This window comes from Maricaulis sp. (genome assembly GCF_048270095.1).
GTDB lineage: Bacteria > Pseudomonadota > Alphaproteobacteria > Caulobacterales > Maricaulaceae > Maricaulis.
On sequence record NZ_JBLWTL010000004.1, the window covers coordinates 81,875 to 108,556 of the forward strand.

A 26,682-nucleotide genomic window follows, 5' to 3' on the forward strand; every position below is an offset into this window, starting at 1 on the left:
GCATGGCGCTCTTCCGGCGCCATGCCGTTTCTCGTTGTGGCTGGCCTTTAGTTCCGATCGCGCAGCAGGGGCTGCAACCGGCGATAGCTCAACGAGCGCCAGGCCCATTCAAAGGGGCCGAAGCGGAAGCGGCTGAGCCAGAGCGGCGACCAGATCAATTGCAGCGCCCAGACCAGCAGGACCAGCTTGGCCTGGTCAACCCGCTCCACCGTGCCGAACAGGCCCAGACCGGGCGCGCCGACAAAGATGAAGGTCATGATCAGGGTCTGGGTCAGATAATTGGTGAAGGCCATGCGGCCAGTGGCGGCCAGGACCTGCACCAGCCAGCCGACCCAGCCGGACTTGCAGAGCAGCATGATGCCGGCGGCATAGCCGAGCGCCGCCAGAAGACTGCCGACATAATTACTCAAACCGGTCTGCCAGGCGGTCTCCAGCGCGAAATTGGTCGCCAGGGCGTGTTCCGAGCTCCAGGCTGACAGGGCGAGCCCGAAGAAGAGGCTGGGCACGCCGATCATGATATAGGCCGGCGATTTCAGACTGGCTGAGAGAAATCCGTTCTTGAACAGCGCCATGCCGATCAGCATCACACCGAAGATCCGGCCGCCAAAGACCAGAAGGCTGGCAAATTGGGCGCCCGCTGCTGTCAGCGCATTATCGGGCAATTGCGCCAGATAACCGGCCTGGTTGGTCGCCACAGAGGCGGCGACGATCTCGTCCGATACGCCCAGAAATGTCGGGTCGAAGCCCTTCATCGCCATCACGGCGTGAAACAGGCCGACCACCAGCACACCGGTCAGCGCGATGAGGGCGAGGCCCCAGATGATCAGCTTGCCGGTCGACCAGAAGCGCATCTTGACCGCGAGCATGCCGAACAGGGCATAGGGCACGAGGATATCGCCATACCAGAGCAGGTAGGCATGCAGCATCCCGATGGCGAACAGCCACCACATGCGCCGGTAATGCAGGCGGGTATCGCTGCTCTCCCCGACCATCAACATGATCCCGGCGCCAAACAGGGCCGAGAAGATCGTGATGAATTTCATCGAGAAGAATGTATGTCCGATCGCCCAGACCCGGGCATTCAGACCGGACATGTCCATATGCGCCAGCGGATAATCATAGGCGCCGGGCACCATGGCAAACGCCTGGACATTCATCATCAAAATGCCCAGCACGGCGACACCGCGTAGCGCATCAATGCCGATCAGACGCTCGGTTGCGGGCGCCGGGGTCATTGCGGACAAGCCGGAATGGCGAATGAAATCCGTGGCAAAGGCATGTCGATATCCCCCGAAAAGCGTTGGGGATTGTGTGGCAAGGGGCCTGGCTTGGCAACGCGGTGAGCCATTGGAGGCTGTGAGCTGCGGAGGAAGCCAGGCTGTTGGCAGCGTTGGATATGCCTCTATCCTTCAGTGACAGAATTCATGTCTCTGCCAGTCTGCCACCCTGTCACTGGGGCGGATTGGCCTTGTGGCGCAGGCGATTGCGGGCGGTGCGTGGATGGCAGCCAACCTGTCACCCTGCCATTGTCGGACATGACGCCCGGTCAGTCGCGGCGGACGACCGCCGGGTGAAGGCGGGAAATTGGGGTGGGGCCGACAATGTCAAAGAGCGGAATTTCGCCCCGATTATAGCCCGGCCGTTGACCGCGTGGATAAGCCGGCGGGCGAGGGCTTGCGGGACCACACACGGCCCGCCGCCTGCGGCGTCGCCCCACCGTCTCGCCGCTGACGCGACGATCCACCTCCCCACTTTGCGGGGAGGAAAGCGCCGGTGCTCTGTCTAAGCCTGCGCCCCGTCCTCCAGGTCAATCGGCATCTTGATTTGCTGCGCGAAGCGTGGGGCGGACAAACCGGCGCGCGAGCCCTCGCGGAGCCCCCACCAAAAACCACATGCCGAGATCCCGCCATTCGGGGTCCAGCCTTGTCAAGGCGCATGCCCGCTACGCGGCGCCGAAGGCGGCCTTGACAAGGCTGGACCCCGAATGGCCCCCTTGCTGGCAAGAGGTCTATGGGGTGATCTGGCGCTGGGGCGCCGGGGAGGCAGGTTCGATGCTCTGGCTCTTCGTCCGTGGGCTGCCGGGGAAGTGGCCCCGCTTGTTCCGCCCGTTTTCGCCGTGTGAAATCCCTGGCAAGAGCATGCCGAGACCCCGCAAAATGCGTTCCCTATAGTGTTGCTAGTGGCTGGCTTGGCAATGCGGTGGGCCATCGGAGCCCGCGCCCGGCCACTTATATCGTCGCAAGACCAAACCGGTGTCATCCCTGACGGATGCCCGGGCGCGAAGCGATCCGGGCGCAGATCAGGGACCCAGACGCCCGACAGCTGCGCTATTGCGCGCCGAGGGAGCGACTGCCTGCTGGCCCGGTTTCAGGTGGTTTTACCATGGTGGTTCTGGGTCCCTGATCTGCGCCCCGCATGCGCGGGGCATCCGTCAGGGATGACACCGGTTGGAATGTTGGGGTGATGCGAGCCATAGGCGCGCCGCAATTTACAGCCAGGCCGCGCCTCCGAGGTCCTCCATTATTGAAAGCTGGCCAGGAAGGATGTGGGTGCGAGCGTGACGTGACGATCCAGCGGTGGTCTCAACTCGAACGCTTTCGGTTCACGCGCGAAATTCCACAATCTGACCAGGCACCAACTCTCGCGTTCCACATCGGCGACCGCCAGTTCGTTCCGTGAGATATGAAACGGCGTTCGGTCCCACCCGCCATTGGTTGTTTTGACCTCGATCAGTCTTGCTGCTCCGTTCGGTTCGAAACTGCTGATGTCGTAGCCGGCTCCATCTCCGTCCTCTTTCGACACCCACCGGATGCGCTTGGCCAGGTCCTGGCGGCCTGAACTGGCGAGGGTTGCGCGTTCATATTCGAGGACACGCTCTTCCCCGGCCTCGCCGAGCTTCCGATTGCGTTCATCGCGGCCAGCGATGTCGAACTTGCGAGCCATGCCGAGCATCCGGTCCAACGCCTCTGGGGGCGGCTCATTTTTCAGCGTCGGAGCCGGACCGATCCACAATTGGGCTGCCTCGTACGTGCCAGGCTGCAGCCGGTGTGTTGGCGGCCGGTTCATCCACGCAGAATTGATGGTGAGCCAGCGTGCAACGGAATCAACAAGAGAGTTCTGGAAATTGAATGCGGGCTTGTATCCGCGAAGCCAGTCCTCGCCGAGTCCGAGCAGGACAGCACTGATATTCTGGTGTTTGTATTCGATTGAACCGCGCGGACGCCCCGTACGTTCTTGCAGGGCGCGATTGTGTTCGGCCTTGTTGATCGGGCGCCCGGCATGGTCGTCAGCGAGCATCGCGAAATAATCCGCGACGATCAGGTCATTCTCCGCATCGGTCCATCGCCCAGTCGACATAGATCCAGGCTAGCTATGTCGTTGGATTTTGTCATTCCTGAAGACGCGCGAGCGAGTTGCCTGGTGCAGTGGCGGTGGCGCGGAACCCAATGCTCCTCCTTTGACCCCATACCCATATCCCGACTGGACGCCCCGCGCCCCGCACGCTAATCCATTTCCGACAAACCCGTTCTTCCAATCCGCGCCGCGACGCCTCCTGCCGCGCCAAAAAGCGAGACCGATCATGAGCATGGACAATCTCTTCTCTCTCAAGGGGCGTGTGGCGCTCATCACTGGTGGATCGCGCGGTATTGGTGCGATGATCGCTGAAGGGTACCTGCGCGCGGGTGCCAAGGTTTATATCTCGGCGCGCAAGGCGGGGCCCTGCCTCGAGGCGGCCAAGGAGCTGTCGCAATATGGTGAATGCATCGCCATCCCGGGCGATGTCTCCAGTGTTGAGGGTTGCCGCGAACTGGCGGCGCAATTCCTCAAGCAGGAAAGCAAGCTCGACATTTTGGTCAATAATGCCGGCGCCGCCTGGGGCGCGCCCTTTGCCGAATTCCCCGAGAATGGCTGGGACAAGGTGATGGACGTCAATGTGAAGGGGCCGTTCTTTTTGACCCAGGCGCTGTTTGATGCGCTGAAGGCCGGTGGCAGCAAGGAGCAGCCGTCCAAGGTGATCAATATCGGTTCGGTCGATGGGATTTCCGTCAATATGCTCGAGACTTATTCCTACGCCGCCAGCAAGGCCGGCATTATCCATCTCACCAAGCGCATGGCGCTGGAACTGGTGCGCGACAATATCATCATGACGGCAATTGCGCCCGGCGCCTTTGCCTCGGAAATGAACAAGGTCGCGCGCGATCATGCCGATCTGGTCTCCCAGGCTGTGCCATCGGGCCGCGTCGGCACGATCGAGGACATGGCCGGCACGGCGATCTTCCTCGCCTCGCGGGCCGGTGATTATGTCGTCGGCACCACCGTGGTCTGCGACGGCGGCATCGCCTCCACGCGCGGCGGGGCGATTGCCTGATCGGGGAGGGACAGGCTCCCCTTTTCCCCGGGGACGCGTACCACAGGTACACGTCCCTCATGGGTGAAGCAGGGCCGGCGTGCAATTTCTTGCCAAATTCCGGGATCCGCATCAATCTGGCGGCATGAGCACCATCAACATCTCCCTGCCGGGGCCGCTGCAAACCTTCGTCGCCGATCAGGTTGCCGCACGTGGGTGCGGGAGTGTGAGCGAATATCTCGGGGAGCTGATCCGCAAGGATATGGAGCTTCAACGAGTGCGGGGGCTGCTGCTAGACGGCGCACGATCTACCCCAAATGGCCCGGTCGATGCGGCCTATCTCGCAGATTTGCGGGCGCGGGCGCAGCGCCGTGACCCCGCCGGCTGAACGGCGTCTGCCCGGCGATGATCGTTCGCACCAATCTGTCCGGAGCCCTGCCATGACCGCCTTCATCGCCCTTCTGCGCGCCGTCAATGTTGGCGGAACCGGCAAATTGCCAATGAGTGAGCTGGTCGCGATGTGCGAGGCGCTTGGCTATGGCCAGGTGAAGACCTGGATTGCCTCGGGCAATGTCGTCTTCACCAGCGATCATGACGAAGCGCGGGTGAAGGCTGGTCTCGAGGCGCGGCTGCTGGCCTGGGCGGGCAAGCCGGTCGGGGTGATGCTGCGCACCGCAGAGGAGATGCGCGCCGTGCTGGCAGGCAATCCCTTCCCGCAAGCGGCGCCCAATCGTACGGTCGCGATCTTTCTTGATACGCCGCCCGGTGCGCCTGAGGGCATCAGGAACCGCAAGGACGAGGAGGTCCGGCCCGGCGAGCGGGAGATTTATGTTCACTACCCGAGCGGGATGGGCCAGTCGAAACTGGTCATTCCGCTCGCGTCTTCAGGGACAGCACGCAACATGAATACCGTGGCCAAACTGGCGGAAATGGCGGCGGCGCTGGACTGACCGGGTCCGGCGCTAATTCGTCACGGTGCGCAGGCGGGAGAAGTGCTCGTCCCAGCCCTTGTCGTGATTGGCGGCCATGGCGAAGGCGCCATCGCCGACCTTTTCCCAGCCGGTATGTTCGAGCGTCAGGACGGTACCGCCCTCTGCCTCGGTCAGGGTCCAGCTGCACTCGGTCTCAACGCCCTTGAGATGGTTGTGGGTGAAGGAGTGGACCAGGCGGCGCGGCGGATCGAATTCGACCACCTTGCCCCAGCACATCTTGGTGCCTTCCTTGCCGAGCGTATTGGTCAGCAGGCTGTATTCGCCCTTGGCGACAAGATCGCCGCCGCCGCGATGGAACCATTCCGCCAGCCGGTCAGCCTCGGTGAGGAATTTCCAGACATGGGCGGCGGGCGCCTTGAGGAAAATGGTCTTGGTGATTTTGAGCTCGGTCATGTGTCTTTCTCCACGGCAGATTTGAGGGCGGCCAGGCGGTCATCCCAGAAACGGTCAAACCAGGCGAGCCAGTCGGAGGCCGCCTTGAGCGCCGCCGGATTGAGCTGATTGATGCGTTCGCGGCCGGCCTGGCTGACATGGATCAGATCGGCGGATTTGAGCACGCCGAGATGTTTGGCCACGGCCGGACGTGTCATCTCGAAACGCGCAGCAATATCGCCGACGCGCAAATCCTGTTCGGCCAGCAGCATGATGATGGCGCGCCGCGTTGGATCGGCGAGGGCACGGAAGACCGGTTGGCTGTGGTCGAGCGGCAGGGGCATAACATGAAACCTTTCGGTTCCGTTTATATGAAACCTTTTGGTGTTATGTCAAGCGATGGGTGACGACCGGCGCGCTGCGCCCCTATGACGCAGAGACAGGACTTGATGTTTATCAAGCGACGCTCTTGATAGGGCCGAGAATCCTGGAGCGTGACATGTCCGATAATTCCGAAGCCCGTTTTGCCAGCGATGCCTATTTTCTTGGGCCCAAATCCGAGAATTCGGCCTGGGTGCGCGGTGAATTCCAGGCGATCCTCGATCACTGGTTTGACTGGCGCCGCTCGCTGTTTACCGATGATCCCGAAGCGATCTCGTCAGAGCGCCGTCTGTCGACCGAATTCCTGCGTGAGCGCGAACGGCTGGGTCAGGCGGTGCGGATCCTGCGCGAGAAATTATGCGCGGAAGTGCCGACCTTTACGCCGCGCTATGTCGGTCACATGGTGTCGGAGGTTTCGCTCCCGGCCCTGCTCGGGCATTTCGCCACCCTGCTGCACAATCCCAATAATACCTCGCGCGATGTGGCGCGGGTTGGCGGGGTGATCGAGGACGAGGCCATCGCAATGCTGGCCGGGATGGTCGGCTATGACCCGGCGCTGGCCCAGGGCCATTTCACCGGCGGCGGCACGGTGGCCAATTTCGAGGCTGTGTGGCGCGCGCGCTACCGGATGGATCATTGTCTCTCGCTCGCCCTGCACGGCTATGAAAGCCGGGGCGAGCGCTTCGATGCGTTTGAAGCGGCGCATATCGGCTGGGATGCCTTCGAGGCGCGGCGCAGCCGTAGTGGTGCCATTGAAGCCGAGCTGCAGGCCTGTAGCGGCGTGCTGGGCAATCCGTTCGACTATGGCGAACGCCTGACGCGTGCCACCGGCCGCCCCTGGCGCGGCCCGGTCCTGATCACACCGGGAAACAAGCATTTCTCCTGGCGCAAGGCGGCCAATGTGTTCGGTCTCGGCGAGGAGGCCTTCTGGAATGCGCCGCTCGATGCGCAGGGGCGGTTCGACCTCGATGGGCTCGACGCCTTGATCGCCAGGGCGCGCGATGAGGGGCGTCCGGTCCTCGCCATTGTCTCGGTTGCGGGCACGACGGAGGCCGGCGAGATTGATCCGGTTGACGCGGTTTGCGACCGGCTCGATGCACTGCGCGCTGAAGGCATTGATATCTGGCACCATGTCGATGCCGCCTATGGCGGCTTCTTCTGCTCGATGCTGGGCGGCGCGGCAGAGGCCTGTCTCGAGCCGGGCCAGGCCAGGGCGCTGGGGGCAATTTCACGCGCCGACTCGGTGACGCTCGATCCGCACAAGCTGGGCTATGTGCCCTATGCCTGCGGCGCCTTTCTCACCCGCGATGTCCGCGGCTATGTCGCCTCATCCTTCCAGGCGCCCTATATCGATCGCGCCGCGACCAATGATAAATGGGCCTGCACGCTGGAAGGCTCGCGCACGGCGTCCGGCGCCGCGGCGACCTGGCTGACCGGGCGGTCAATCGGCTTCGGCCCGGAGCGTTTCGGCGACATGCTGCGCAGCACGATCGAGACGCGGATGGCGTTTCAATCGGCGATTGCCGCGGCCATCCCGATTGCCCGCTTCCTGCCGGCCGACAGCAATATTCTCTGTTTCTCGCTGGCCCGGCCCGGCGAAACCCTGTCGCAATCCAATCAGCGCACCGGCGAGGTCTTCACGCGGCTACAGGGTGATCCGGCCTTTTCGGTGTCGCGCACCGTGATGGCGGCGGAAAGCTATGATGCACTGATGCGCGCGCATGTGACGTCCTGGGACGGGGAGTATGACAGCGATCAGCTGGTCCTGCTGCGCTGTGTCTTCATGAACCCGTTCTGGAGCAATCCCGACGTCGAACGGGCGCTGCTGCCCGCCTTCATCGAGACGCTGCAGACGCATCTGGGTTGAGGGGGGCGAAGGGCCCCCTTAAAGCCCGGCCCAGCTCGCGACGTGGAACACGGTCCCTGCGGCCACATAAGCCAGCGCCATCAGATAGCCGAACATGAAGCCGGTCCAGGCCCAGGAATTGGTCTCGCGCCGCGCCGTTGCCAGCGTGGCGAAACATTGCGGGGCGAAGACATACCAGGCGAGGAAGGCGAGCGCCGTCGGCAGTGACCAGGCACCCTGCAGCGCCGCGGCGAGGCCGTCGACATTCTCTTCGCCGCCCTGGATGGCATAGACCGTACCCAGCGCGCCGACGGCAACCTCGCGTGCGGCCATGCCGGGCACAAGGGCAATGGCAATCTCGAGATTGAAGCCGATCGGGGCGAGGATTTTCTCCAGCACCGAGCCGATCATGCCGGCATAGCTCTCGCGAAGGCTTGTGGCCGATGAGGGATAGCTGGCGAGGAACCACAGGATGATCGAGGTCGTCAGGATGATCGTGCCGGCGCGGCGCAGGAAAGCCGAGACATGGCCCCAGAGCGAGAGCAGGAAGTCGCGCGGATTGGGCAATTTATACGTCGGCAATTCCATGATCAGGACCTGGTTGGATCCCTTGGTGACGGTCCGCTTGAGGATGAAGGCCACGGTCACGGCGCTGACGACGCCGGTGAGATAGAGGCCGAACATGACAATACCCTGCAGGTTGAACGGGCCTACGGCATCGGGCGGTATGAAGGCACCGATGATCAGGGTGTAGACCGGCAGGCGGGCCGAACAGGTCATCAGCGGCGCCACCATGATCGTGGTCAGCCGGTCGCGCTCATTATCGATCGTGCGCGCCGACATGATGCCGGGAATGGCGCAGGCAAAGCTCGACAGGAGCGGGATGAAGGCGCGGCCATTGAGCCCGACGCGCAGCATCAGCTCGTCCATCAGAACGGCGGCGCGGGCCATATAGCCCGAGGCCTCCAGTGCGAGGATGAAAAGGAAGAGGATGACGATCTGCGGCAGGAAGACCACGACACTGCCAACGCCGGCGATGATGCCGTCGACGATCAGGTCGTGGAACCAGCCGGCCGGCAGCCAATGGCCAGCCAGCTGGCCAAGCCCGGCAGCCCCCGCTTCGAGCGCGTCCATGAAGGGGCCGGACCAGGAATAGACTGCCTGGAACATGAAGAAGAGCAGGCCTGCGAGAATAAGCGGTCCGGCGACGGGGTGCAGCACGAACTGGTCGATCTGACGCGTCAGCCGGTTCATCACCGGTTCGAACAGGATTGCCTTGTCGGCAATGCCGCGCGCTTCGCGTTGCAGGGCACTCAGCTCGGTATCTGTGGTGCAGACCGTGCCGTCGCCAGCGGCGCTGCGGGCCTGCCAGTCGGCGGTCTCCCGATCGAGACAGGCAAGCAGATCGGCGCGCCCGGTGGCGCGGGTGGCCCGCGAGGTGACGACGGGGACGCCGAGCTCGGTCTGCAGGCGTTCGACATCGATCTTGAGCCCGTCGCGTTCGGCCAGGTCGATCATGTTGAGCACGACGATCATCGGCCGTCCAATGGCGCGCATTTGCAGGACGGTGTGTAGATGGGTGCGCAAATGGGCGGCATCGATCAGCACCAGCATGCCGTCGGGCGCCGCTTCGCCATCGCGGCCATTGCACAACAGGTCAATGGCGATGCGCTCATCCGTGGAGCGCGCCTTGAGACCGTAAATGCCCGGCAAGTCGATCAAATCGATCTCGCTCCCGCCCGGCGTCTGCAGCCAGCCGGTACGGGTCTCCACCGTGACGCCGGAATAATTGGCGACTTTGGCGCGGCCGCCCGTCAGCCCGTTGAACAGGGTGGATTTACCGGAATTGGGGGCGCCGACCAGTGCGATACGCAAGCGACTCATGCCGACGCATCCACTTCGATGGCGCGCGCTTCATCGCTGCGCAGCGCAATCAGGGTGCGGTTGAGGCGGAAGCACAAGGGTTGAGCGCCCAGCGGCCCGCGATGCATCAATTCCACTTCGTCGGATTCAGCAAAACCGATTTCGCGCAGTTTGACGACCAGATCATCGCAGCCGGAAATGAATCCGGTTACATGGCAAATCCGGCCTTTTTCGAGTTGATCGAGCGTCACGTCTGGCCCTGTCACAGCAGCTTGCGTTTGCAAGTCGTTATCATTTCGCCAGTTTACACATATGCTTGCAGCCCGGCCATGTCACCCCGCAGCTGGCGCGACAAACTGACCGGGACAGGCGGGCCACGCTTCGCCACCTCAACCGGCCAGGAGAAGCTTTCCGGCCCGCAGGAGATTCAGGATCACGCCGATATTGATCAGCAGGCCCAGCGTCGTCAGGCCGGCGCCAAGGCCAGCAGCGAGGGCAAGGAGCAGGGCCCGGCCGGGTATCATCAACACGGTTGCAACACGCTGTGTCAGGCTCCAGCGCGGGCGCGCGAAACGCTCGAACAGGTCATCGAAACCATTGCGCCACAGCACAGCTGTCAGCAAGAGCCAGGCTGCGATGCCGATCACGGGCGCAACCGCCAGCAGACCGGCCACGTCCGGCAATTCAAGCAATTCCTGGATATCCACCATCCGGCCTCTCGGTATCGTCCCAACTAGATAGCCTTCGCGGGGGCATCACGCTACACCGCAACAAGATGTTGTTCATGAGACGGAATCCGGGCGCTGCCACGTTGAGGTAGCAGACCCCAGTCAGCGTGGCGCGTGCGCGCGCCCAGGCCCAGAGGCAGGCATGTTGAAAAATAGACGTTGGATTTTGGCCCTTGTGGCTGTTGCGGTACTGGCCCTGGCGGGCTGGTATTTCCTCGGGCGCGCGGATGGTAGTGCCGGCTCGGTCGAGATTGAAACTGCGGCGACAACGACCGGCGAGGTTCGCAGTATCGTTGCGGCCTCCGGTGCCGTGCGGGCGCTGGTGACCGTCGAGGTTGGTTCGCAGCTTTCCGGACAGCTGGCCGAAGTCCTCGTGGACTTCAATGATAATGTCGAGGAGGGTCAGGTCATCGCCCGGCTCGACCCGCAAACCTATGAAACCCGGGTGCGCGAGGCGGAAGCGTCCCGCGCCACTGCGCTGGCCAGCCTGGCGCTGCAGCGTGCGACGCTGACGCGGGTGCAGGCCAATACCTATAATGCCCAACTGACTTTCGACCGGACGGAAACCCTGAGTGAGCGCGGCAATGCCTCCGCAGCAGCGCTCGACAATGCCCGCGCCGCGCTGGATGCGGCGCTCGCCGATGTCACGGTCGCCCGGGCCCAGATTGCCAATGCAGAAGCTGTGCTGCGCCAGCGTGACGCGACGCTGGAAGGCGCGCTCATCGATCTGGAGCGCACCACGATCCGCTCGCCGATCAATGGCATTGTTGTCGACCGCGCCGTTGATGAAGGTCAGACCGTGGCCGCCAGCCTCTCGGCACCGGTCCTGTTCACCATCGCCCAGGATCTCGGCCAGGTGCAGATCGATGCCCAGGTCGATGAGGCCGATATCGGACAGATTGCCGAGGGGCAGCCGGTGAATTTCACCGTTGATGCCTATCCCGACATGCAATTGACCGGTCTGGTCGATCAGATCCGGCTGTCCCCGACGGCGTTGAACAATGTCGTCACCTATACGGTGGTGGTCACGGCGGCCAATCCCGGTCAGCGTCTTTTGCCGGGCATGACCGCCAATATGGACATCGTCACCGGCGAGCGTGACGGCGTGTTGCGTGTCGCCAATTCTGCGCTGCGCTTCCGGCCATCGCCCGCCCTCGAGGGGCGCACCCGGCCTGTCGAAGCGGCTTCAGAGGGCGGTGCGCGCCGGGGCGGCGAGGGTGGCGGTCGCCGCAATCCGGCCGAGCGCCTGACCGAACAGCTCGACCTCACCTCCGACCAGGCTGAGAGCGCCGGCACCGTATTCCGCAGTGCCTTTGGCCGGGCCCAGGCTGCTGCCCAGGCCGGCGAAGGCTTCGATCGCGAAGCCATGCAGGCCGATATCGATCGCGGCCTGCAAGACGTGCTGACGCCGGAACAGATGCAGCGCTATCGGGCGCTGGCGCGCGAGGCGGCCAATACCCGCACTGCGACCGTCTGGGTGCAGGAGGCCGATGGCATGCTGGCTGAACGCCGCGTCCGCCTTGGCATATCCGATAGTCAGAATACCGAAGTCGTGACCGGTGATCTCGCCGCGGGCGATCTGGCGGTCACGCGTGCCCGGGAGGTGCGTGAATGACGGCGCTGATCGAATGCCGGAACCTGGTGAAGACCTATTCCATGGGCGATATGACGATCCGCGCGCTCGACGGCGTCTCCCTGACCATCGAAGCAGGTGAATATGTCGCCATCATGGGCAGTTCCGGTTCGGGCAAATCGACCCTGATGAATCTGCTCGGCGCGCTCGACCGACCGACCTCCGGCCTGCTGCGCGTCGCTGGCGAGGATCTTGGCACGCTGGGGCCGGAAGCCGTGGCGCGGTTCCGCAACCGCACGATCGGGTTTGTGTTTCAGCAATTCAACCTGCTGCCGCGGACCTCGGCGGCGGAAAATGTCGCCCTGCCGCTGGTATATGGCGGCGTGCCCCATGCCGAACGCCGCGAGCGTGCATTGCGGCGCCTGGAGCAGCTCGGCCTGGGCGAGCGCACCGATCACCACCCGTCGCAATTGTCCGGCGGCCAGCAACAGCGCGTCGCCATTGCCCGGGCCCTGGTCAATGACCCTGAAATCCTGCTCGCCGACGAGCCCACCGGTGCGCTCGACAGCAAGACGTCCGAGGACATCATGGCGATCTTTGACCAGCTCAATCGCGAGGGCATCACCGTGATCCTGGTGACGCATGAGCAGGAAGTCGCTGATCACGCCCGCCGCCAGATCGTGTTTCGCGATGGCCAGGTGCTGGAGGACCGCACATGAATTTGCTCGCCTCGATACGCGTCGCGCTGACCGCCTTGCGGATCAACGCCCTGCGCAGTTCACTCGCCATGCTGGGTGTCATCATCGGTGTCGCCTCGGTGATCGTGCTGGTCTCGATCAGCGAAGGCACCAAACAGGCCGTTGAGGCCCAGATTGCCAGTTTCGGGGCCAATCTTCTGATTGTCCGGCCCGGGAGCTCCATGTTCGGCGGGCGTCGCGGTGCCGAGGGCAGTGGTACGCCGGTAACCGATTCCGATGCGGAAGCCATTCGCGACCAGATCGCCGGTATTGGCGGCGTGTCGGGCGAGGTCGGCGCGAGCGGGCTGAGTGCGGTGTTCGGCGGCGTCAACTGGTCGACGCGGATATCCGGCGTCAATCCGGCCTATTTCGAGGTCCGTGAATGGGTCATTGACGAAGGGCGTGCCTTTTCCGTTGAGGAAGAACAATCGGCGCGCCGTCTGGCCGTGGTCGGACAAACCATCATCAATGAGCTCTTCGACGGCGCCAGTCCGGTCGGCCAGTCGGTGCGTATTGGTGGTCAACAATTCTCGATCATCGGCACGGTCGCCGCCAAGGGCCAGACGTCCTACGGGTCTGACCAGGACGACATCATTTTCCTGCCGCTCTCCACAGTGCGCCAGCGCTTCGGGGCGGGGACCTCGCCAACCGTGCGCGATCCGGTGCAGACGATATATGTCGAGGTCGGTGCCGGCGAAGACACCGGCCGCGTCATCGCCGACATCCAGGACCTGATGCGTGTGCGGCGCGATATCCAGCCTGGTGCCGATGATGATTTCAACGTCTCCAGCCTGGCCGAATTCATTCGCGCCCGCAATGAAACCGAGAGCCAGCTCGGTCTCTTGCTCGCGGTCGGTGCGGCGATCGTGCTGCTGGTCGGCGGCATCGGGATCATGAATATCATGCTGGTCTCGGTGACCGAGCGCACGCGTGAGATCGGCTTGCGCCTCGCGGTCGGCGCGCGCGCCAGCGATATCCGCAATCAATTCCTGATCGAGAGCATCGTGCTGTGCGTGACGGGCGGCGTGGTCGGGCTTTTCGTCGGCATCGGTGGCACGATTGCCTATGCCAATGTCGGTGAGCTCGAAATATCGGTCAATCCGGGCATTGTCGCGGTGGCGATCGGGGCTTCGGCCTTTGTCGGGGTGTTTTTCGGTCTCTATCCAGCTCATCGCGCCGCCCGGCTCAACCCGATCGAGGCGCTGCGCTTCGAATAGGCTCAGGCGAGGCGGGTGTCGTCGGGCGAATTGTGGACGGGGATCGAAAAGCAGAATTTCGAGCCCTGGCCTTCCGCCGATTCCACCCAGATCCGGCCATCATGCCGCTCGACGGCCTGGCGCACGATGGCGAGACCGATACCGGTGCCGCTATAGGCTTCGCGTGAGTGCAGGCGCTGGAAAGGCGCGAAAATCTTCTCGAAGAATTTCGGGTCGATGCCGATACCATTATCCTTGACCGATATGGTCCAGGCCTCGGGGTCGCAATGCGCCCTGATTTCAATGTGCGGTGCGTCGGTGCCGCGGTATTTGATCGCATTGCTCACCAGGTTTTGCAGCACCTGCCGCATCAGGAGCGGGTCGGCCCGGATGGTTGGCAGGCCGGCAATATCGATATGTGCGCCGGATTCCGAAATCGCGGCATCGAGCTGATCGACCACATCGACCATCACGCCGCCCAGATCGACCGGCTGAAGTCTGAGCGATTGGCTCGACATGCGTGAATAGCTCAGCAAATCATCGATCAGGCGCTGCATGCGCTGTGCGGCGTCGACGAGATAGTCGAGGCTGCGGCTGCCGTCCTCGTCGAGCTGATCAGTATAGCGCCGCCGCACCAGCCCGGCGAAGGCCGCGACCTTGCGCAGGGGCTCCTGGAGATCATGACTGGCCACCGTCGCAAAACGGTCGAGCTCGGCATTGGTGCGCTCCAGCTGGGCATAGGCGGCCCGCAGCGGCGTGACGTCGGTGATGACGGCATAGCTGTGCAGAGGATTTCCGCTCTGGTCGCGTTCCAGGAAGGATGACAGCAGCACATCCAGCTTGGTGCCGTCCTTGCGGACAAACCGATAGGGAATGTCCGTATTGCGGCCGCTCTGGAATAGCTCCGGCAGTGAGGATTCTACGGCGCGCTGAACCGATTCTGCGTCGAGAAATTCGGTCGATTTGTGTCCGATAACCTCGTCACGGCTATAGCCCAGATGGAATAGCCAGTAGTCACTGACCTCACGGATCGTGCCGCTGGCGTCGATCGTGTGCATCATCGCCGGTGTGGCGCGATAGGTCGCCTCAAAGCGCTCGCGTTCCTCAAGCAAGGTATCATTGAGCTGTTTCTGGGTATCGATATTCCAGATCACGCCACTGATATTGCGGACGCGCCCGCGACTGTCGACCTCCACGACCCGGCCGGTCACCTGATACCAGATCCAGCGGCCTTCGCTGTTGAGCATCCGGTAGTCGATCACGCCAACCGGGTCGGTGCCGCGGAACATGGCGGTCGTAACCCTGGTGACCGTCTCGAGATCGTCCGGATGAACCTTGTCGAGCCAGGCTTGCGTGGAGATGCACGCCTCGGCGCCGCTATTGAATAATTCCTCGGCGATATTCCCGCGCAACCAGAGCTCTGCCGCCTCGACGTCAATGCGGAATATCCCGAGCGCTGTCGCCTGGATCGCGTCGGTCAATTGCTGTTCACGCTCTTCCAGACGTTGCTTCGTCTCCAGCCGTTCGGTGACATCGGAGAGAAAGCCGGTCGCGATCAGCGGCTTGCCCTGCGGATCGCGCTCGCTGATGCGGCCGCGGCTGTGGATATGGATCCAGCCGGCCGTCTGGGAGTTAAACCGGACGGTGTAATCCACCGTGTCCGCCTCGCCTGAATCGAGCTTCGCGAACGCGGCCTCGGCGATGGGGCGGTCGTCGGGGTGGATGCGCGATACCATCTCGTCGCGGGCAATGCGGGCGTCGCACGGCGGCAGGCCGACCATTTCGCTGATGACTGCCGTGACGTCGGATATCCGGGTCTTCAGATTGATCCGCCAGGCGCCTTCATTCGTTGCGGCCAGGGCGTCGCGAAACTGGAGATCGCGATACTCCAGCGCGGCCTGCAGACGTTTTTCCTCGGTGATGTCGGAATGCGTGCCCGCCGCACGCAGTGGCCGGCCGTTCTCATCCCACTCGATCACGCGGCCGCGGCTGCGCACCCAGATGGTCTCGCCGTCATCGCCCTGCATCCGGTATTCAACCGTGTTGATCTCATCGGATTTCCCGCCGGCCGTGGGCCCGCGCTTCAAATTCACCAGGCGTTCGGCACCGCGATGGCTGTCCGCGAACAGGCGCGAATTCAACCAGGCCTTGATCGGCAGTTCTTCATTGGGCTCGCCGATTTTCAGTAGATCGGCGAGGAAGCCTGAAATGCGGACGGTTTCGCGCTGCAGGTCGGCGCTCCAGACCCCGTCTCTCACCGATTCCATCGCCTCGCGCACCAATAGCTCATTGCGGGTGAGGCGTTCGGCCAGCTCTTTTTGTTCTGTGATGTCGACCAGTATCCCGGCCATCAGCGGGCGTACCGGGTCCTGCTCGATCCGCTGACCTCGGGCCCGTAACCAGACCCATTCGCCTGTCCGTGAATCGCGAAGCCGGTATTCGACGTCGACGGATCGCGTTTCACCGTGTTGCAGTCGATTGGTAACCTCCACGACCTTGTCCTTGTCGTCATCGTGGATCTGCCCGAGCCACAGATCCATTGCGATCCGCTCAGGCCCGTCGGTGATCCCCAGCATGGCCCGGATCGGTCCGATGGCGAGGATGCCGGGGGTGGTGGGATCGATTTCCCAGATGCCGCAAGACCCCGCGGCAATCGCGTTTTCCAATTGCTGTTCGCGTTCGGCGAGCTTGATTTCCAGCGCCCGGCGCTCGGTCACATCGGCGATAATGCCCGAAATGCGCAAGGGTGTGCCGTCACTGGCAAACTCGCTGACCCGGCCACGGGCCTGAAGCCAGCGCCAGACGCCGTCGGCGCGGCGAGCGCGGTGGACGGTGTCGAGTCCGGCGGTCGGTTGTTTGCGCAAGCGGTCGATAGCGTCGAGGAATTCGGCCTGGTCATCGGTGTGCAAGGCCTCGGTCCAACGGGTCAGGCTGATGGTCGCATCGGCCGATTTGATGCCGAGAAATTCATTGATGAAGCCGCGGGTCGACCCGAGCCCCGAGACGACATTGAGCGAAAACGTGCCCTCATTCGCTGAAGACAGGGCGACCCGCAACTGGAGGTCGCTGGCTTCGAGCCTGGCCTGCAGGGATAGCTCGGCGGTCACATCGCGGATAATGCAAATGAAACCATCGCGTTCACCGGTCGAGGCAATGATCGCGCTGGCGGTGGTTTCGCCATCGAAGATACGGCCTGATTTCGCGCGGTAGCGAGCAGTATAGCAGCGGCTGGCCTCGGCCGCATCCCGGCTGAAATGCGTCTCACCAAGTTGGTCGAAATCGCGCGGATCGGCGTAGAGGGTTTGCGAGCACGTGCCGGCGAGCTCCGCCCGGACATGGCCAAACAGCCGTTCGGCGGCCGGGTTCAGGTCGATGACTTCACGCGCGTTATTGGTCACGACCACGGCGTTCGGCGAACTGCGATACAGTGTTCGGAGCATGTCCCTGGATTCAGTCATACGTCCCGTTTCTGTTCCGGCGCCGGCAGTCAGACCGGCACCGCCCGGCGCAGAGCTTGCCTCAGTCCGCGGGCGACGCCAAATGCAACCGCACCCGCGATCTCACAAGTGGCCCGTCCAGACCCGTCGCGCGACCCGTCTGGCGCGCCGCGCGCATCGCGCTGTGGCCGGTTTACGTTGATCGGTGTGATTGGCAAGCGCTCTCATTTGATATGACCGCAGCGTTTGGTGATGCGCGTGCTGGTCTTACGCGATATCGGCGATATGCTTTGCGGCCCCAATTCCGTGTGTGAGGAGTGTGATTGTGTTGCATAGCGGAGAGAAGCCGGCCGGTGCGCCACCGATCCTGCAGGTGGAAAACCTGGATGTCCGGTTCGATACGCCCGATGGCGCAGTCAATGCGGTAAGGGGGATCTCGCTGGAGATTGCCGCCGGCGAATGCCTGGCTGTGGTGGGCGAGTCCGGGTCGGGCAAGAGCCAGACCTTCCTGGCTGCGATGGGCCTGCTGGCCTCGAATGGCCGCGCCACCGGGTCGATCCGCTATCGCGGACAGGAAATCCTCGGCCTGGCGCCGCACAAGCTCAATCGTGTGCGCGGCCGCAAGATGACGATGATCTTCCAGGACCCGCTGACCTCGCTGACGCCGCATATGCGGATTGGCGACCAGATGGGCGAAGTGCTGGGCATTCACCTCAAAATGCACGGCAAGAAAGCCGAGCAGCGGGCACTGGAATGGCTGGACCGGGTCCGCATTCCCGAAGCCCACCGCCGCTTGAGCCAGTATCCGCACGAATTGTCCGGCGGCATGCGCCAGCGCGTGATGATCGCGATGTCGATGCTGTGCGAACCTGATCTGTTGATCTGCGACGAGCCGACCACGGCGCTCGACGTCACGGTCCAGGCTGAAGTGCTCGACATCATGGACGAGCTGAAGCGCGATACCGGCGCGGCGCTCGCCTTCGTGACCCATGATATGGGCGTGGTGGCGCGCATGGCCGACCGCGTCGAAGTGATGCGCTATGGCGAATATGTCGAAGGCGGCGTCTGCGAGGATATCTTCGCCAAGCCCAAGCATGACTATACGCGCATGCTGCTGGACGCGATGCCGCGCATCGATGCGCCCGACCGGCCCGGTCATGTCCAGCTCAAGCCTGTTGCCGACCAGGCCGGCGCCGAGCCGCTGATGAGTGTCGATGATATCAAGGTCCAGTTCCCGATCCAGGTCAGCGGCGGCTTGCGCCCGACCTACAAGACCCTGCGTGCCGTGGACGGCGTCAGCTTCGATCTGAAAGCCGGCGAAACGCTTGGCGTGGTGGGCGAATCCGGTTGTGGCAAGTCGACCCTGGCGCGCGCTGTGCTGCGCCTCGTTCCGGCCCAGGAAGGTGCGGTCACCTGGATTGGCCGCGACCTGCTCGGTCTCAGCCGGCAGGATATGCGCAAATCGCGCGAGGATTTGCAGATCGTGTTCCAGGATCCGATGGCCTCGCTCGATCCGCGCATGACGATCGGCGCCTCGATCGCCGAGCCGATGCAGACCTTTCGCAAGGACATGAATCGCGAGCAGCGCCAGGATGCGGTGCGCGAAATCATGGACCGGGTCGGTCTCGACCGGAATATGATCAATCGCTACCCGCACGAATTGTCCGGTGGCCAGAACCAGCGCGTGGGTATTGCCCGCGCCATGATCCTCAATCCGAAACTCGTGATCTGCGATGAGGCCGTCTCGGCGCTCGACGTGTCGATCCAGGCCCAGATTGTCGAATTGCTGATCAAGCTGCAGCAGGATCTCGGCCTGTCGATGATCTTCATCTCGCACGACCTGTCCGTGGTGCGTGAAATCTCCCATCGGGTGATGGTGCTCTATCTGGGCCGGATCGTCGAACTGGCGGATCGCGACCAGATCTATGAAGATGCCCGCCATCCCTATACCCAGGCGCTGATTTCGGCCGTGCCGGTGCCCGATCCCTTGATCGAGAAAACCCGCAAACGGCTGAAGCTCGATGGCGAGCTTCCCTCGCCGATGGATACGCGGGCGCAATTGCGCTTCATGCAGTCGAAGCTGATCGATGATCCCGATGCAGTGCAATACCAGCCGCAATTGATCGAGGTTGAACCGGGCCACTGGGTCGCCGAGCATGATCCGGTTGAACAGGTCGCCGTCTGACCTTGCATGGCCTTACGCCCATTTAAATCGACTGGGGCGCGCCGCACGTTATGGTGTTCCCGCACTCAACGATGAAACGGTGAATATCATGTCGCTCAAGGCCCTCTCCAGGCTCGTCTTCCTGCCACTGCTTGCCGGCGCCCTGCTGGCCGCCTGCCAGCCTGCGGGGCCGGCCGCAGAGACCGTCTGGCCGCATGACGCCAGCGATCTGGCGGCCGATCCCGCTGTTCGTTATGGCCGGCTGGAGAATGGTCTGCGCTACGCGATCCTGGCCAATGAGACGCCGCCCAATGTCGTCTCTGTGCGGATGGTGTTCAATATGGGCTCGCTCGGCGAGGCCGATGATCAGCGCGGCGTGGCGCATTTCATCGAGCACATGGCGTTCAATGGCTCCACCAATCTCGCCGAAGGCGAGATGATCCCGCTGCTCGAACGCCACGGTTTGCAATTCGGGCCTGATACCAACGCCTTCACGGGCTATGACACCGTGGGCTACCAGCTCGACCTGCCAGAGGCCGACGCGGAATCCATCGACACGGCGCTCTTCATCATGCGCGAGACCGCCAGCGAGCTGGTCTTCGACGCCGAAGCGATTGACCGCGAACGCGGTGTCATCCTGTCCGAGGAAAGGTTTCGCAATACGGCGATCCGGCGCTGGAGCACGGCGCTGCAGTATTTCCAGTTGCCCGGCACCCTGATCCCCGAACGCGACCCGATCGGTACGGTCGAGATTCTGGAGACGGTGCAGCGTGATCGCTTTGTCGATTATTACGAGAATTTTTATGTGCCGCAGCGCGGTATGGTCGTGGTCGTCGGTTCGATCGACCCCGATGACATCGAAGCGAAAATCCACGAGGTTTTCGGTGACTGGCAGGCGCGCGAGGATGTGCGGCCAGACCCGGAACTGGGCGATGTGCTCGCGGCGCGGCCCTTCTCGGTAGGCTATTTCAACGATCCCGAAGTCTTCACAATCTTCACCGTCAATGCGATCCGGCCGCATCAATCCGAGGCCGATACCGGGGAAAGCCGTTTCCGCGATAATCTGGCCAGTTTCGGCGACGCCATCCTGTCGCGGCGTCTGCGGACCATCGTCAATTCGGGCGTTTCGCCCCTGCTGCAGGCTGCCGCCAGCCACTCCACAAGCTATGAAATGGCCGATGAAGCTGGCGTGCTGGCTGTTGCAACGCCGGAGCGCTGGGCCGAGGCGGTTGCGGTGATCGAGCAGGAACTCCGGCGCGCGACCGAATACGGCTTCACCCAGGCAGAGCTTGACGAGCAGCTGGCGAATTTCCGAACCAGTCTGCAAAATTCAGCCGATCAGGCGGGCACGCGTGACAGTGCGCAATTGTCCGATGCGATCTGGTCCAGCTGGCGCGGTGGCCAGGTGTTCACGACGCCGGCCTCTGGTCTCGCCCGTTTTGATGCCAGCGCGGACCGCATCACGCTCGAGGCGGTCAATGCCGCCTGGACGGCGCAATGGACCGATGCGGCGCCTCTGCTTTTCCTCGCCACGTCCGAGATGATCACGGATCCAAGCGCGACGATTGGTGCCGTCTGGGAGGCCAGCGCCGCCCAGCCCGTCGACCCGCCGGCAGATAGTGGCGCACAGAGTTTTGCCTATACCGATTTCGGTCCCGCCGGGACGGTGGCCGAACGGACCGAGGTCGAGGATCTCGGCCTGGTCCGGCTGCAATTCGAGAATGGCGTTGCCGTGACGCTGAAACAGACCGGTTTCGAAGACCAGATCGTGCGGGTCCGGGTGCAGTTCGGTCGCGGCGAACTGGAGCCGCGCGCTGTGCCGGCGGTCGATATCCTGGCGAGTTCTGTTTTCACCGCCTCGGGGCTGGGCGCCCATAGCGCCGATGATCTGTCGCGCGTGCTGGCTGGCCGTTCGGTCGGGATCAGTTTCGGCGTCGGCGATGACAGTTTCACCTTCAGCGCCACGACGACACCGGCCGATTTCGAGGTCCAGATGGATGTGTTCGCGGCCTTCATGACCGATCCCGGCTGGCGCGAAGAAGGGTTGGCCCAATATCGAGGCCAGGCTCCTGAAATCCGGCGCAATCTCTATTCCTCGCCGACCGGCATCCTGCAGGCGGACGTCGCGCGCATGCTGCGGGGCGGCGATCAACGCTATGGCTATCCCGATGAGGAAGAGGTTGCCGGCGTCGATCTGGCGGCAATCCAGGCCTTCCTCGACCCGGCGCTGGAAAACGCACCGATCGAGATCACGATTGTCGGCGATATCAGCGAAGAGGCGGTCATCACCGCGGTCGGTGCCACATTCGGCGCCCTGCCGGAGCGGGCTGCGAGCTGGCCCGACTATGCCGAGGCGCGCGATATCCGCTTCCCGGAAGCCACAAGCGAACCGGTCATCCTGCGTCATAACGGCCCGGACTATCAGGCCATGGCGAATGTCTACTGGCCGACCTTTGATGATAGCGAGCCGCGCCGCAGCCGTGCCCTGGCCCTGTTGCGCGCCGTGTTCGACCTCAAGCTGACCGAGCGTCTGCGCGAGGCCGAAGGCTTCACCTATTCCGCCTTCAACAGTTCGACGACATCGGATGTCTATCCCGACTATGGCTATCTCTGGGTTGGTGTCGATGTCCGCCTCGAGAATGTCGACGCGACCTATGCCGCAATCGACGAGCTGGCCGCCGCCCTGGCCGCTGGCGAGATCACCGAGGACGAAATCCTGCGCGCCCGCCGCCCCCTGCTGGAGCAGATCGAGGATGCGTTCGAGAATAATGGTGCCTGGCTGAACTGGCTGTCGCAATCCTGGTCCAAACCCGAGCGGCTGGACCGGATTCGGGCGCTGGCGGACGATTACGCCGAAATTTCCCGTGAGGAGCTGGTCGAGATGGCGGCGGCGTATCTGCAACCGGATACGAGCTGGCGGGTGACAATCTTGCCGCGCGAGACAGACTAACCTGTTCGCGCCGGCATCACTCAACCGGGTCTGATGGCCCGAAATGGAGATATGAGAATGAAATTTGCCCTGTTGACCACAGCCGCGCTCGCCCTGGCGCTTTCGGCCTGTTCGAGTGGAGATATTGCCGTGAGTGAAACACCAGAGAGTGAAGCAGATGCCAGCACCAGCGACGTGGGGCAGGTTGCGGCGGAAGCGCCGGCCGCCCTGTCGCCGGAAGCCGCGATCGTGGCTGAGGCCCGGACCTGCCAGGGCGCGTCTGACACAGCCATGCTCGTCGTTGAAGCGCCCGAGGCCGGCAATCAGGATGGCGCTGTGAACGCCGCTGCCGCTACGGCCTATCTCGATGCGGTGCGGGCCGAGCCTTGCGTGTTCGAATTGCCGTCGGGTCTGCTCTTCCGCATTCGCGAAGCCAGCGAGAGCGGTGTTTCACCGGTCTCCGGTGATATGGTCACGGTGCATTATCGCGGCATGTTTGCCTATGGCGGCGAGTTCGATTCTTCCTTCGCACGCGGCGAGCCGGCGACCTTCCCGTCCAACCGTCTGATCGCGGGCTGGGTTGAAGCCCTGCCGCTGATGCGGGTCGGTGAAGCCTGGGATCTTTTCATCGCGCCGGAGTTGGCCTATGGCCCACGCGGCACGCCGGGCGGGCCGATCGGCCCCAATGAAGCGCTGGTCTTCCAGCTTGAGCTGATCGACGTGCCGGGCGCCAACTAGAGGTCGGCAGCCGGCGACAAGACGATCATGAATGCAGACGATGGCGCCGTATCGGCGGGAGTGATCCCGCCGGTGCGGCGTTAGCGTGCCAGGCGCAGATTGGCGAGATCGCCCGCGATCATCTCGAACGTATCGCGCAGCGCCGAGGTTGATGGCGAGTCGAAATACAGGCTGTCACTGGAGGCGCAGGACCGCATCATGTTCCGGGTCGAGCTGGAATTGACCTGGAAGGTGATGGTGTAGACGCGAATGCCCTGGGCCTTGGCGTAATTGCAGGCCGCCACCGTGCGTTCGTCGAGGGCTTCGTTCAGCCGGCTACTGCTGGATGTGCGGATCCCCAGCCGGTCGTCATTGATATAGCCATAGGTCTCGTATTCGGACATGAAATCGGAATTCTGGCCGCGAAGCACATTCTCGCCATCGGTGAGGATCACCAACGCCTTGAGCACATCGCGATCATCATAGCCGGTGCCCTCGCTATAGGGCATTTGTGGCGACAGGACGCGCACGCCCCAACTGACGCCATTGGCGATATTGGTGGTTCCGTTCGCATCCATATCAGAGATCGCATTGTCGATCCGGGAGCGCGAATTGGTCAGCGCCGTGATGGGCGTCGTCGTACAGGCCGAATTGGGGCTGCCACCACTCGGCCGGCCATCATCATATTTCAGCAAATTGCGCAGACGGTCGAAAACTTCGTCGAGACCCGGCAGGTTGATGAAGTCTCCATCGTCCAGATAGTCATTGGGGGACCACCAGCTATCCGGCTCGTCAGGGGCAAAAAAGGGCACGAACAAGGTCTCGGGCCGGGCGGCATTGGGTGCCGTATCGTCGATATCCATCGGCAGGGAACGCGATTCAACACAGCCGCCCCAGCTTGTATTGCGCAGGCTGTCAAACAAGTCCCAGTGATTGGGGTGAACCGTCGTTGTGGTGCACTGGCGACGGCGGCCGCGGCCGGTACAGGTCTCCACGGAAAAATCGCCACCGGCCCATTGCGCGTGAATCGGCGAGATCGCGTTCGGGTCGAGCCACCAGGCCCGTTCGAAGCTGGTTCCGACATTGACCGTAGCGGCAAAGGGCACCAGGCCGATCTTGACGTCATCCGGGTCATCAACGCCCTCGAACAGGATTTCCGAGAGCAGGTGCGCCGCATCCCGCAGGCCGCGGATCTTGGAGCCCCCCATTGAGCCGGTATTGTCGAGCACCATGGCCAGTTCAATGCGCTGGCGGGCGCGCTGGGCGACGCTTTCCCAATGCACTGTGATGGTCTGTATCCCTGCGAGACCCAGCATGGTCGTGCGAACCTCGGCCGCCCCGCGCACGGTCACCGTGTCGGTTTCAGTGTCGAGACTGACAGTAACGCTGGTGATATTGCCCAGTTCGCGCTCGGGATAATTGGCGTTGATGAATCCGGTCGCGACCTCGAGGGCTTCCTCATCGCTGATCGTGGCATTGGTGCCAACCGCCAGAGCGGCCGCATCCAGGGCCTGGGCCAGCCGGCTGCGGGCATTCATCGCCGTGCTGAGATCAACCGAACCGCCGGCGAGCAGCGTCACGGGCATCAGTGCCAGGGCGAAAATCACTGCGACATTGCCCCGCCGATTGCCCGCGAATTCTGCGATTATTCTCGAAAAACGGGCGAGGAACATGTGCGCTTACCATCATCTATTCGGTAAAACTCTACAGGTTCGGGGTTAAAGGGCCGTTAGATGAGGTGGTTAACCAAAGGTGACCTATCGCGACAGCCGCAGATTGGCGAGATCGCCGGCTATCATCTCGAAGGCATCGCGCAGCGCCGAGGATGAGGGCGAGTCGAAATACAGGCTGGCATTGGAGGCGCAGGCCTGCATCATGTTGCGGGTCGTGCTTGAACTGACCTGGAAGGTGATGGTGTAGACGCGGATCCCCTGCGCCTTGGCGTAGGCGCAGGCGGCGGCGGTACGGGCGTTGAGCGCCGTGCCGAGCAGATTGCCATTCGAGGTGCGCACGCCGAGCCGGTTGTCGCTGATATAGCCATAGGCCTCATAGCGGGACATGAAGTCATTGCTCTGGCCTGACAGCACATTCTCGCCGTCTGTCAGGATCACCATCGCCTTGAGCACGGTGCGGTCATCATAGCCAACGCCTTCCGCGAACGGCATTTGCGGTGACAGGACACGCACGCCCCAGCCAATACCGTTGGCGATATTGGTATTGCCGCTCGCGGCCATCGCCGAAATGGCGGAATCGACCCGTGAGCGTGACGTGGTGAGCGGTGTGATCGGCGTCACCGTGCAGGCGGCGTTCGGGCCGTTCGAGCTCGGCCGGCCATCATCATATTTCAGCAGATTGCGCAATCGGTTGACAACGCTGCCGACGACCCCGCTCGCCAGGCCGTCACTGAGATAATTGTTGGAATAGCCTGACAGATCCGGCTCGTCGGGCGCGAAATAGGGGATAAAAAGGGTTTCAGGCCGGCCGGGATTGGGCGTGGTGTCGTCGATATCCATCGGCAGGGGGCGTGCCTCGACACAGCCACCCCAGGGCGTGCTGCGCAAATCATCGAACAAATCCCAATGATTGGGGTGGAGAATCGTGGTCGTACACCGGCGACGGTTGCCATTGCCTGTGCAGACCACGTTTGTCTGATCACCGCCGGCCCACTGGGCGTGGACTGGTGAGGCCGCGTCCGGGTCCAGCCACCAGTCGCGCGCGAAGCCCGTGCCGACATTGACCGTCGCGGCGAAGGGGATGACGCCGATCTTGACGTCGCCGGTATCGCCGACGCCTTCGAACAGGATTTCCGAGAGCAGATGCGCCGCGCCCCGCAGGGCTGTGATCTTCGAGCCGCTCATCGAGCCGGTATTGTCGAGTACCATGGCCAGTTCGATGCGCTGGCGGGCGCGCTGGGCGACGCTTTCCCAGTGCACAGTGATGGTCGGTATTCCGGCCAGGGCGAGCATGGTCGTGCGGACTTCTGCAGCTCCGCGCACCGTGACGCTGTCAGTGTCCGGATCAAGTGTCACCGTGACGCCGGTGATATTGCCCATTTCGCGTTCGGGATAATTGGCATTGATGAAGCCATTGGCGATGGCCAGGGCGTCGGCATCGGAAACCGAGACGTTGACGCCCACCGCGAGCGCCGCCGCGTCGAGCGCCTGGGCGAGGCGGCTGCGGGCATTCATAGCTGTGCTGAGGTCAACAGAGCCCCCGGCCAGCAGGGTGACGGGCATCAGCGCCAGCGCGAAAATAACCGCAATATTGCCGCGGCGATCCTTCGCAAAACGGGACAGAAGTCTGGGAAAGCGGGTCAGGCACATGCAATGGCACCTTCATCTATTCGCCAAGTGTCTACCGCTCCCGAGTTAAAACTGAGTTAGAATTCCAGGTTTATTT

Annotated in this window: 20 protein-coding genes; 10 read left to right on the forward strand and 10 right to left on the reverse strand. The window is 63.0% G+C overall.

The genetic code is table 11. From position 1 onward, the window contains the following. Window positions 1-47: 47 nt before the first annotated feature. Together ACN0YJ_RS04080 and ACN0YJ_RS04085 are read right to left on the reverse strand one after the other, a co-directional pair. Window positions 48-1,235, reverse strand: a complete 1,188-nt coding sequence (locus ACN0YJ_RS04080) for a DUF418 domain-containing protein (protein WP_417495425.1) — start codon at window positions 1,233-1,235, stop codon at window positions 48-50. A 1,285-nt stretch (window positions 1,236-2,520) separates the two neighbouring features. Further along, entirely contained in the window at window positions 2,521-3,357 is an 837-nt protein-coding gene (locus ACN0YJ_RS04085) for a DUF3883 domain-containing protein (protein ID WP_417478410.1), read from the reverse strand. A gap of 223 nt (window positions 3,358-3,580) precedes the next feature. On the opposite strand from ACN0YJ_RS04085, the gene ACN0YJ_RS04090 reads away from it, so the two are divergent. From ACN0YJ_RS04090 to ACN0YJ_RS04100, 3 genes are all read left to right on the forward strand, one after another. Further along, complete coding sequence (locus ACN0YJ_RS04090; protein ID WP_417495426.1) at window positions 3,581-4,369, forward strand: SDR family NAD(P)-dependent oxidoreductase; 789 nt, start codon at window positions 3,581-3,583, stop codon at window positions 4,367-4,369. A gap of 124 nt (window positions 4,370-4,493) precedes the next feature. Beyond that, entirely contained in the window at window positions 4,494-4,736 is a 243-nt protein-coding gene (locus ACN0YJ_RS04095; RefSeq protein ID WP_417478408.1) for a ribbon-helix-helix domain-containing protein, read from the forward strand. Window positions 4,737-4,788: 52 nt separating this feature from the next. Next, window positions 4,789-5,298, forward strand: a complete 510-nt coding sequence (locus tag ACN0YJ_RS04100; RefSeq protein ID WP_417495427.1) for a DUF1697 domain-containing protein — start codon at window positions 4,789-4,791, stop codon at window positions 5,296-5,298. Window positions 5,299-5,310: 12 nt separating this feature from the next. Here ACN0YJ_RS04100 and ACN0YJ_RS04105 read toward each other — a convergent pair whose 3' ends face one another. Next, entirely contained in the window at window positions 5,311-5,733 is a 423-nt protein-coding gene (locus ACN0YJ_RS04105; RefSeq protein WP_417495428.1) for an SRPBCC family protein, read from the reverse strand. Next, entirely contained in the window at window positions 5,730-6,056 is a 327-nt protein-coding gene (locus tag ACN0YJ_RS04110) for an ArsR/SmtB family transcription factor (protein ID WP_417495429.1), read from the reverse strand. Before ACN0YJ_RS04110 ends, ACN0YJ_RS04105 begins: the two co-directional genes overlap by 4 nt. A gap of 155 nt (window positions 6,057-6,211) precedes the next feature. Between ACN0YJ_RS04110 and ACN0YJ_RS04115 the strand changes: the two genes are divergently transcribed. Beyond that, entirely contained in the window at window positions 6,212-7,960 is a 1,749-nt protein-coding gene (locus tag ACN0YJ_RS04115) for a pyridoxal phosphate-dependent decarboxylase family protein (protein WP_417495430.1), read from the forward strand. Between the two features lie 18 nt (window positions 7,961-7,978). On the opposite strand, the gene feoB is transcribed toward ACN0YJ_RS04115, so the two are convergent. The 3 genes from feoB to ACN0YJ_RS04130 form a co-directional block, all read right to left on the reverse strand. Beyond that, complete coding sequence (gene feoB / locus ACN0YJ_RS04120) at window positions 7,979-9,823, reverse strand: ferrous iron transport protein B (RefSeq protein ID WP_417495431.1); 1,845 nt, start codon at window positions 9,821-9,823, stop codon at window positions 7,979-7,981. Beyond that, on the reverse strand, window positions 9,820-10,086 hold the full coding sequence (locus ACN0YJ_RS04125; protein WP_417478404.1) for a FeoA family protein: 267 nt from the start codon (window positions 10,084-10,086) through the stop codon (window positions 9,820-9,822). The genes feoB and ACN0YJ_RS04125 overlap by 4 nt, the downstream gene beginning before the upstream one ends. A gap of 105 nt (window positions 10,087-10,191) precedes the next feature. Beyond that, the gene (locus ACN0YJ_RS04130) at window positions 10,192-10,512 is read right to left on the reverse strand and encodes a hypothetical protein (RefSeq protein ID WP_417489776.1); all 321 of its coding nucleotides are present in this window, start codon (window positions 10,510-10,512) and stop codon (window positions 10,192-10,194) included. 160 nt (window positions 10,513-10,672) lie between these two features. On the opposite strand from ACN0YJ_RS04130, the gene ACN0YJ_RS04135 reads away from it, so the two are divergent. From ACN0YJ_RS04135 to ACN0YJ_RS04145, 3 genes are read left to right on the forward strand one after another with little or no spacing between them, the layout of a single operon-like run. Then, window positions 10,673-12,145: an efflux RND transporter periplasmic adaptor subunit gene (locus ACN0YJ_RS04135; protein WP_417495432.1), complete on the forward strand. Its 1,473-nt coding sequence runs from the start codon at window positions 10,673-10,675 to the stop codon at window positions 12,143-12,145. Then, window positions 12,142-12,822 (forward strand): ABC transporter ATP-binding protein, encoded by a 681-nt coding sequence (locus ACN0YJ_RS04140; RefSeq protein WP_417489778.1) that lies wholly within the window; start codon window positions 12,142-12,144, stop codon window positions 12,820-12,822. Before ACN0YJ_RS04135 ends, ACN0YJ_RS04140 begins: the two co-directional genes overlap by 4 nt. Then, window positions 12,819-14,057: an ABC transporter permease gene (locus tag ACN0YJ_RS04145; RefSeq protein WP_417489779.1), complete on the forward strand. Its 1,239-nt coding sequence runs from the start codon at window positions 12,819-12,821 to the stop codon at window positions 14,055-14,057. The genes ACN0YJ_RS04140 and ACN0YJ_RS04145 overlap by 4 nt, the downstream gene beginning before the upstream one ends. Before the next feature lie 2 nt (window positions 14,058-14,059). On the opposite strand, the gene ACN0YJ_RS04150 is transcribed toward ACN0YJ_RS04145, so the two are convergent. Then, a complete protein-coding gene (locus ACN0YJ_RS04150) occupies window positions 14,060-17,476 on the reverse strand; it encodes a PAS domain-containing protein (RefSeq protein ID WP_417495433.1) in 3,417 nt (1,138 codons plus the stop codon). A 322-nt stretch (window positions 17,477-17,798) separates the two neighbouring features. Here ACN0YJ_RS04150 and ACN0YJ_RS04155 point away from each other — a divergent pair, with 322 nt between their 5' ends. The 3 genes from ACN0YJ_RS04155 (at window position 17,799) to ACN0YJ_RS04165 (ending at window position 23,304) form a co-directional block, all read left to right on the forward strand. Then, window positions 17,799-19,658 carry a dipeptide ABC transporter ATP-binding protein gene (locus tag ACN0YJ_RS04155; protein WP_417495434.1) on the forward strand — a complete coding sequence of 620 codons (1,860 nt, stop codon included), beginning with the start codon at window positions 17,799-17,801 and terminating at the stop codon, window positions 19,656-19,658. A gap of 88 nt (window positions 19,659-19,746) precedes the next feature. Continuing rightward, window positions 19,747-22,587 (forward strand): M16 family metallopeptidase, encoded by a 2,841-nt coding sequence (locus ACN0YJ_RS04160; protein WP_417495435.1) that lies wholly within the window; start codon window positions 19,747-19,749, stop codon window positions 22,585-22,587. 57 nt (window positions 22,588-22,644) lie between these two features. Continuing rightward, window positions 22,645-23,304 carry an FKBP-type peptidyl-prolyl cis-trans isomerase gene (locus ACN0YJ_RS04165; protein ID WP_417478396.1) on the forward strand — a complete coding sequence of 220 codons (660 nt, stop codon included), beginning with the start codon at window positions 22,645-22,647 and terminating at the stop codon, window positions 23,302-23,304. Between the two features lie 80 nt (window positions 23,305-23,384). Here the strand turns inward: ACN0YJ_RS04165 and ACN0YJ_RS04170 are convergent, their stop codons facing one another. Together ACN0YJ_RS04170 and ACN0YJ_RS04175 are read right to left on the reverse strand one after the other, a co-directional pair. Continuing rightward, window positions 23,385-24,956, reverse strand: coding sequence for a pilus assembly protein TadG-related protein (locus ACN0YJ_RS04170; protein WP_417495436.1), 1,572 nt, complete (start codon window positions 24,954-24,956; stop codon window positions 23,385-23,387). Between the two features lie 84 nt (window positions 24,957-25,040). Next, entirely contained in the window at window positions 25,041-26,606 is a 1,566-nt protein-coding gene (locus ACN0YJ_RS04175) for a pilus assembly protein TadG-related protein (protein ID WP_417478394.1), read from the reverse strand. Between the last annotated feature and the right edge of the window lie 76 nt (window positions 26,607-26,682).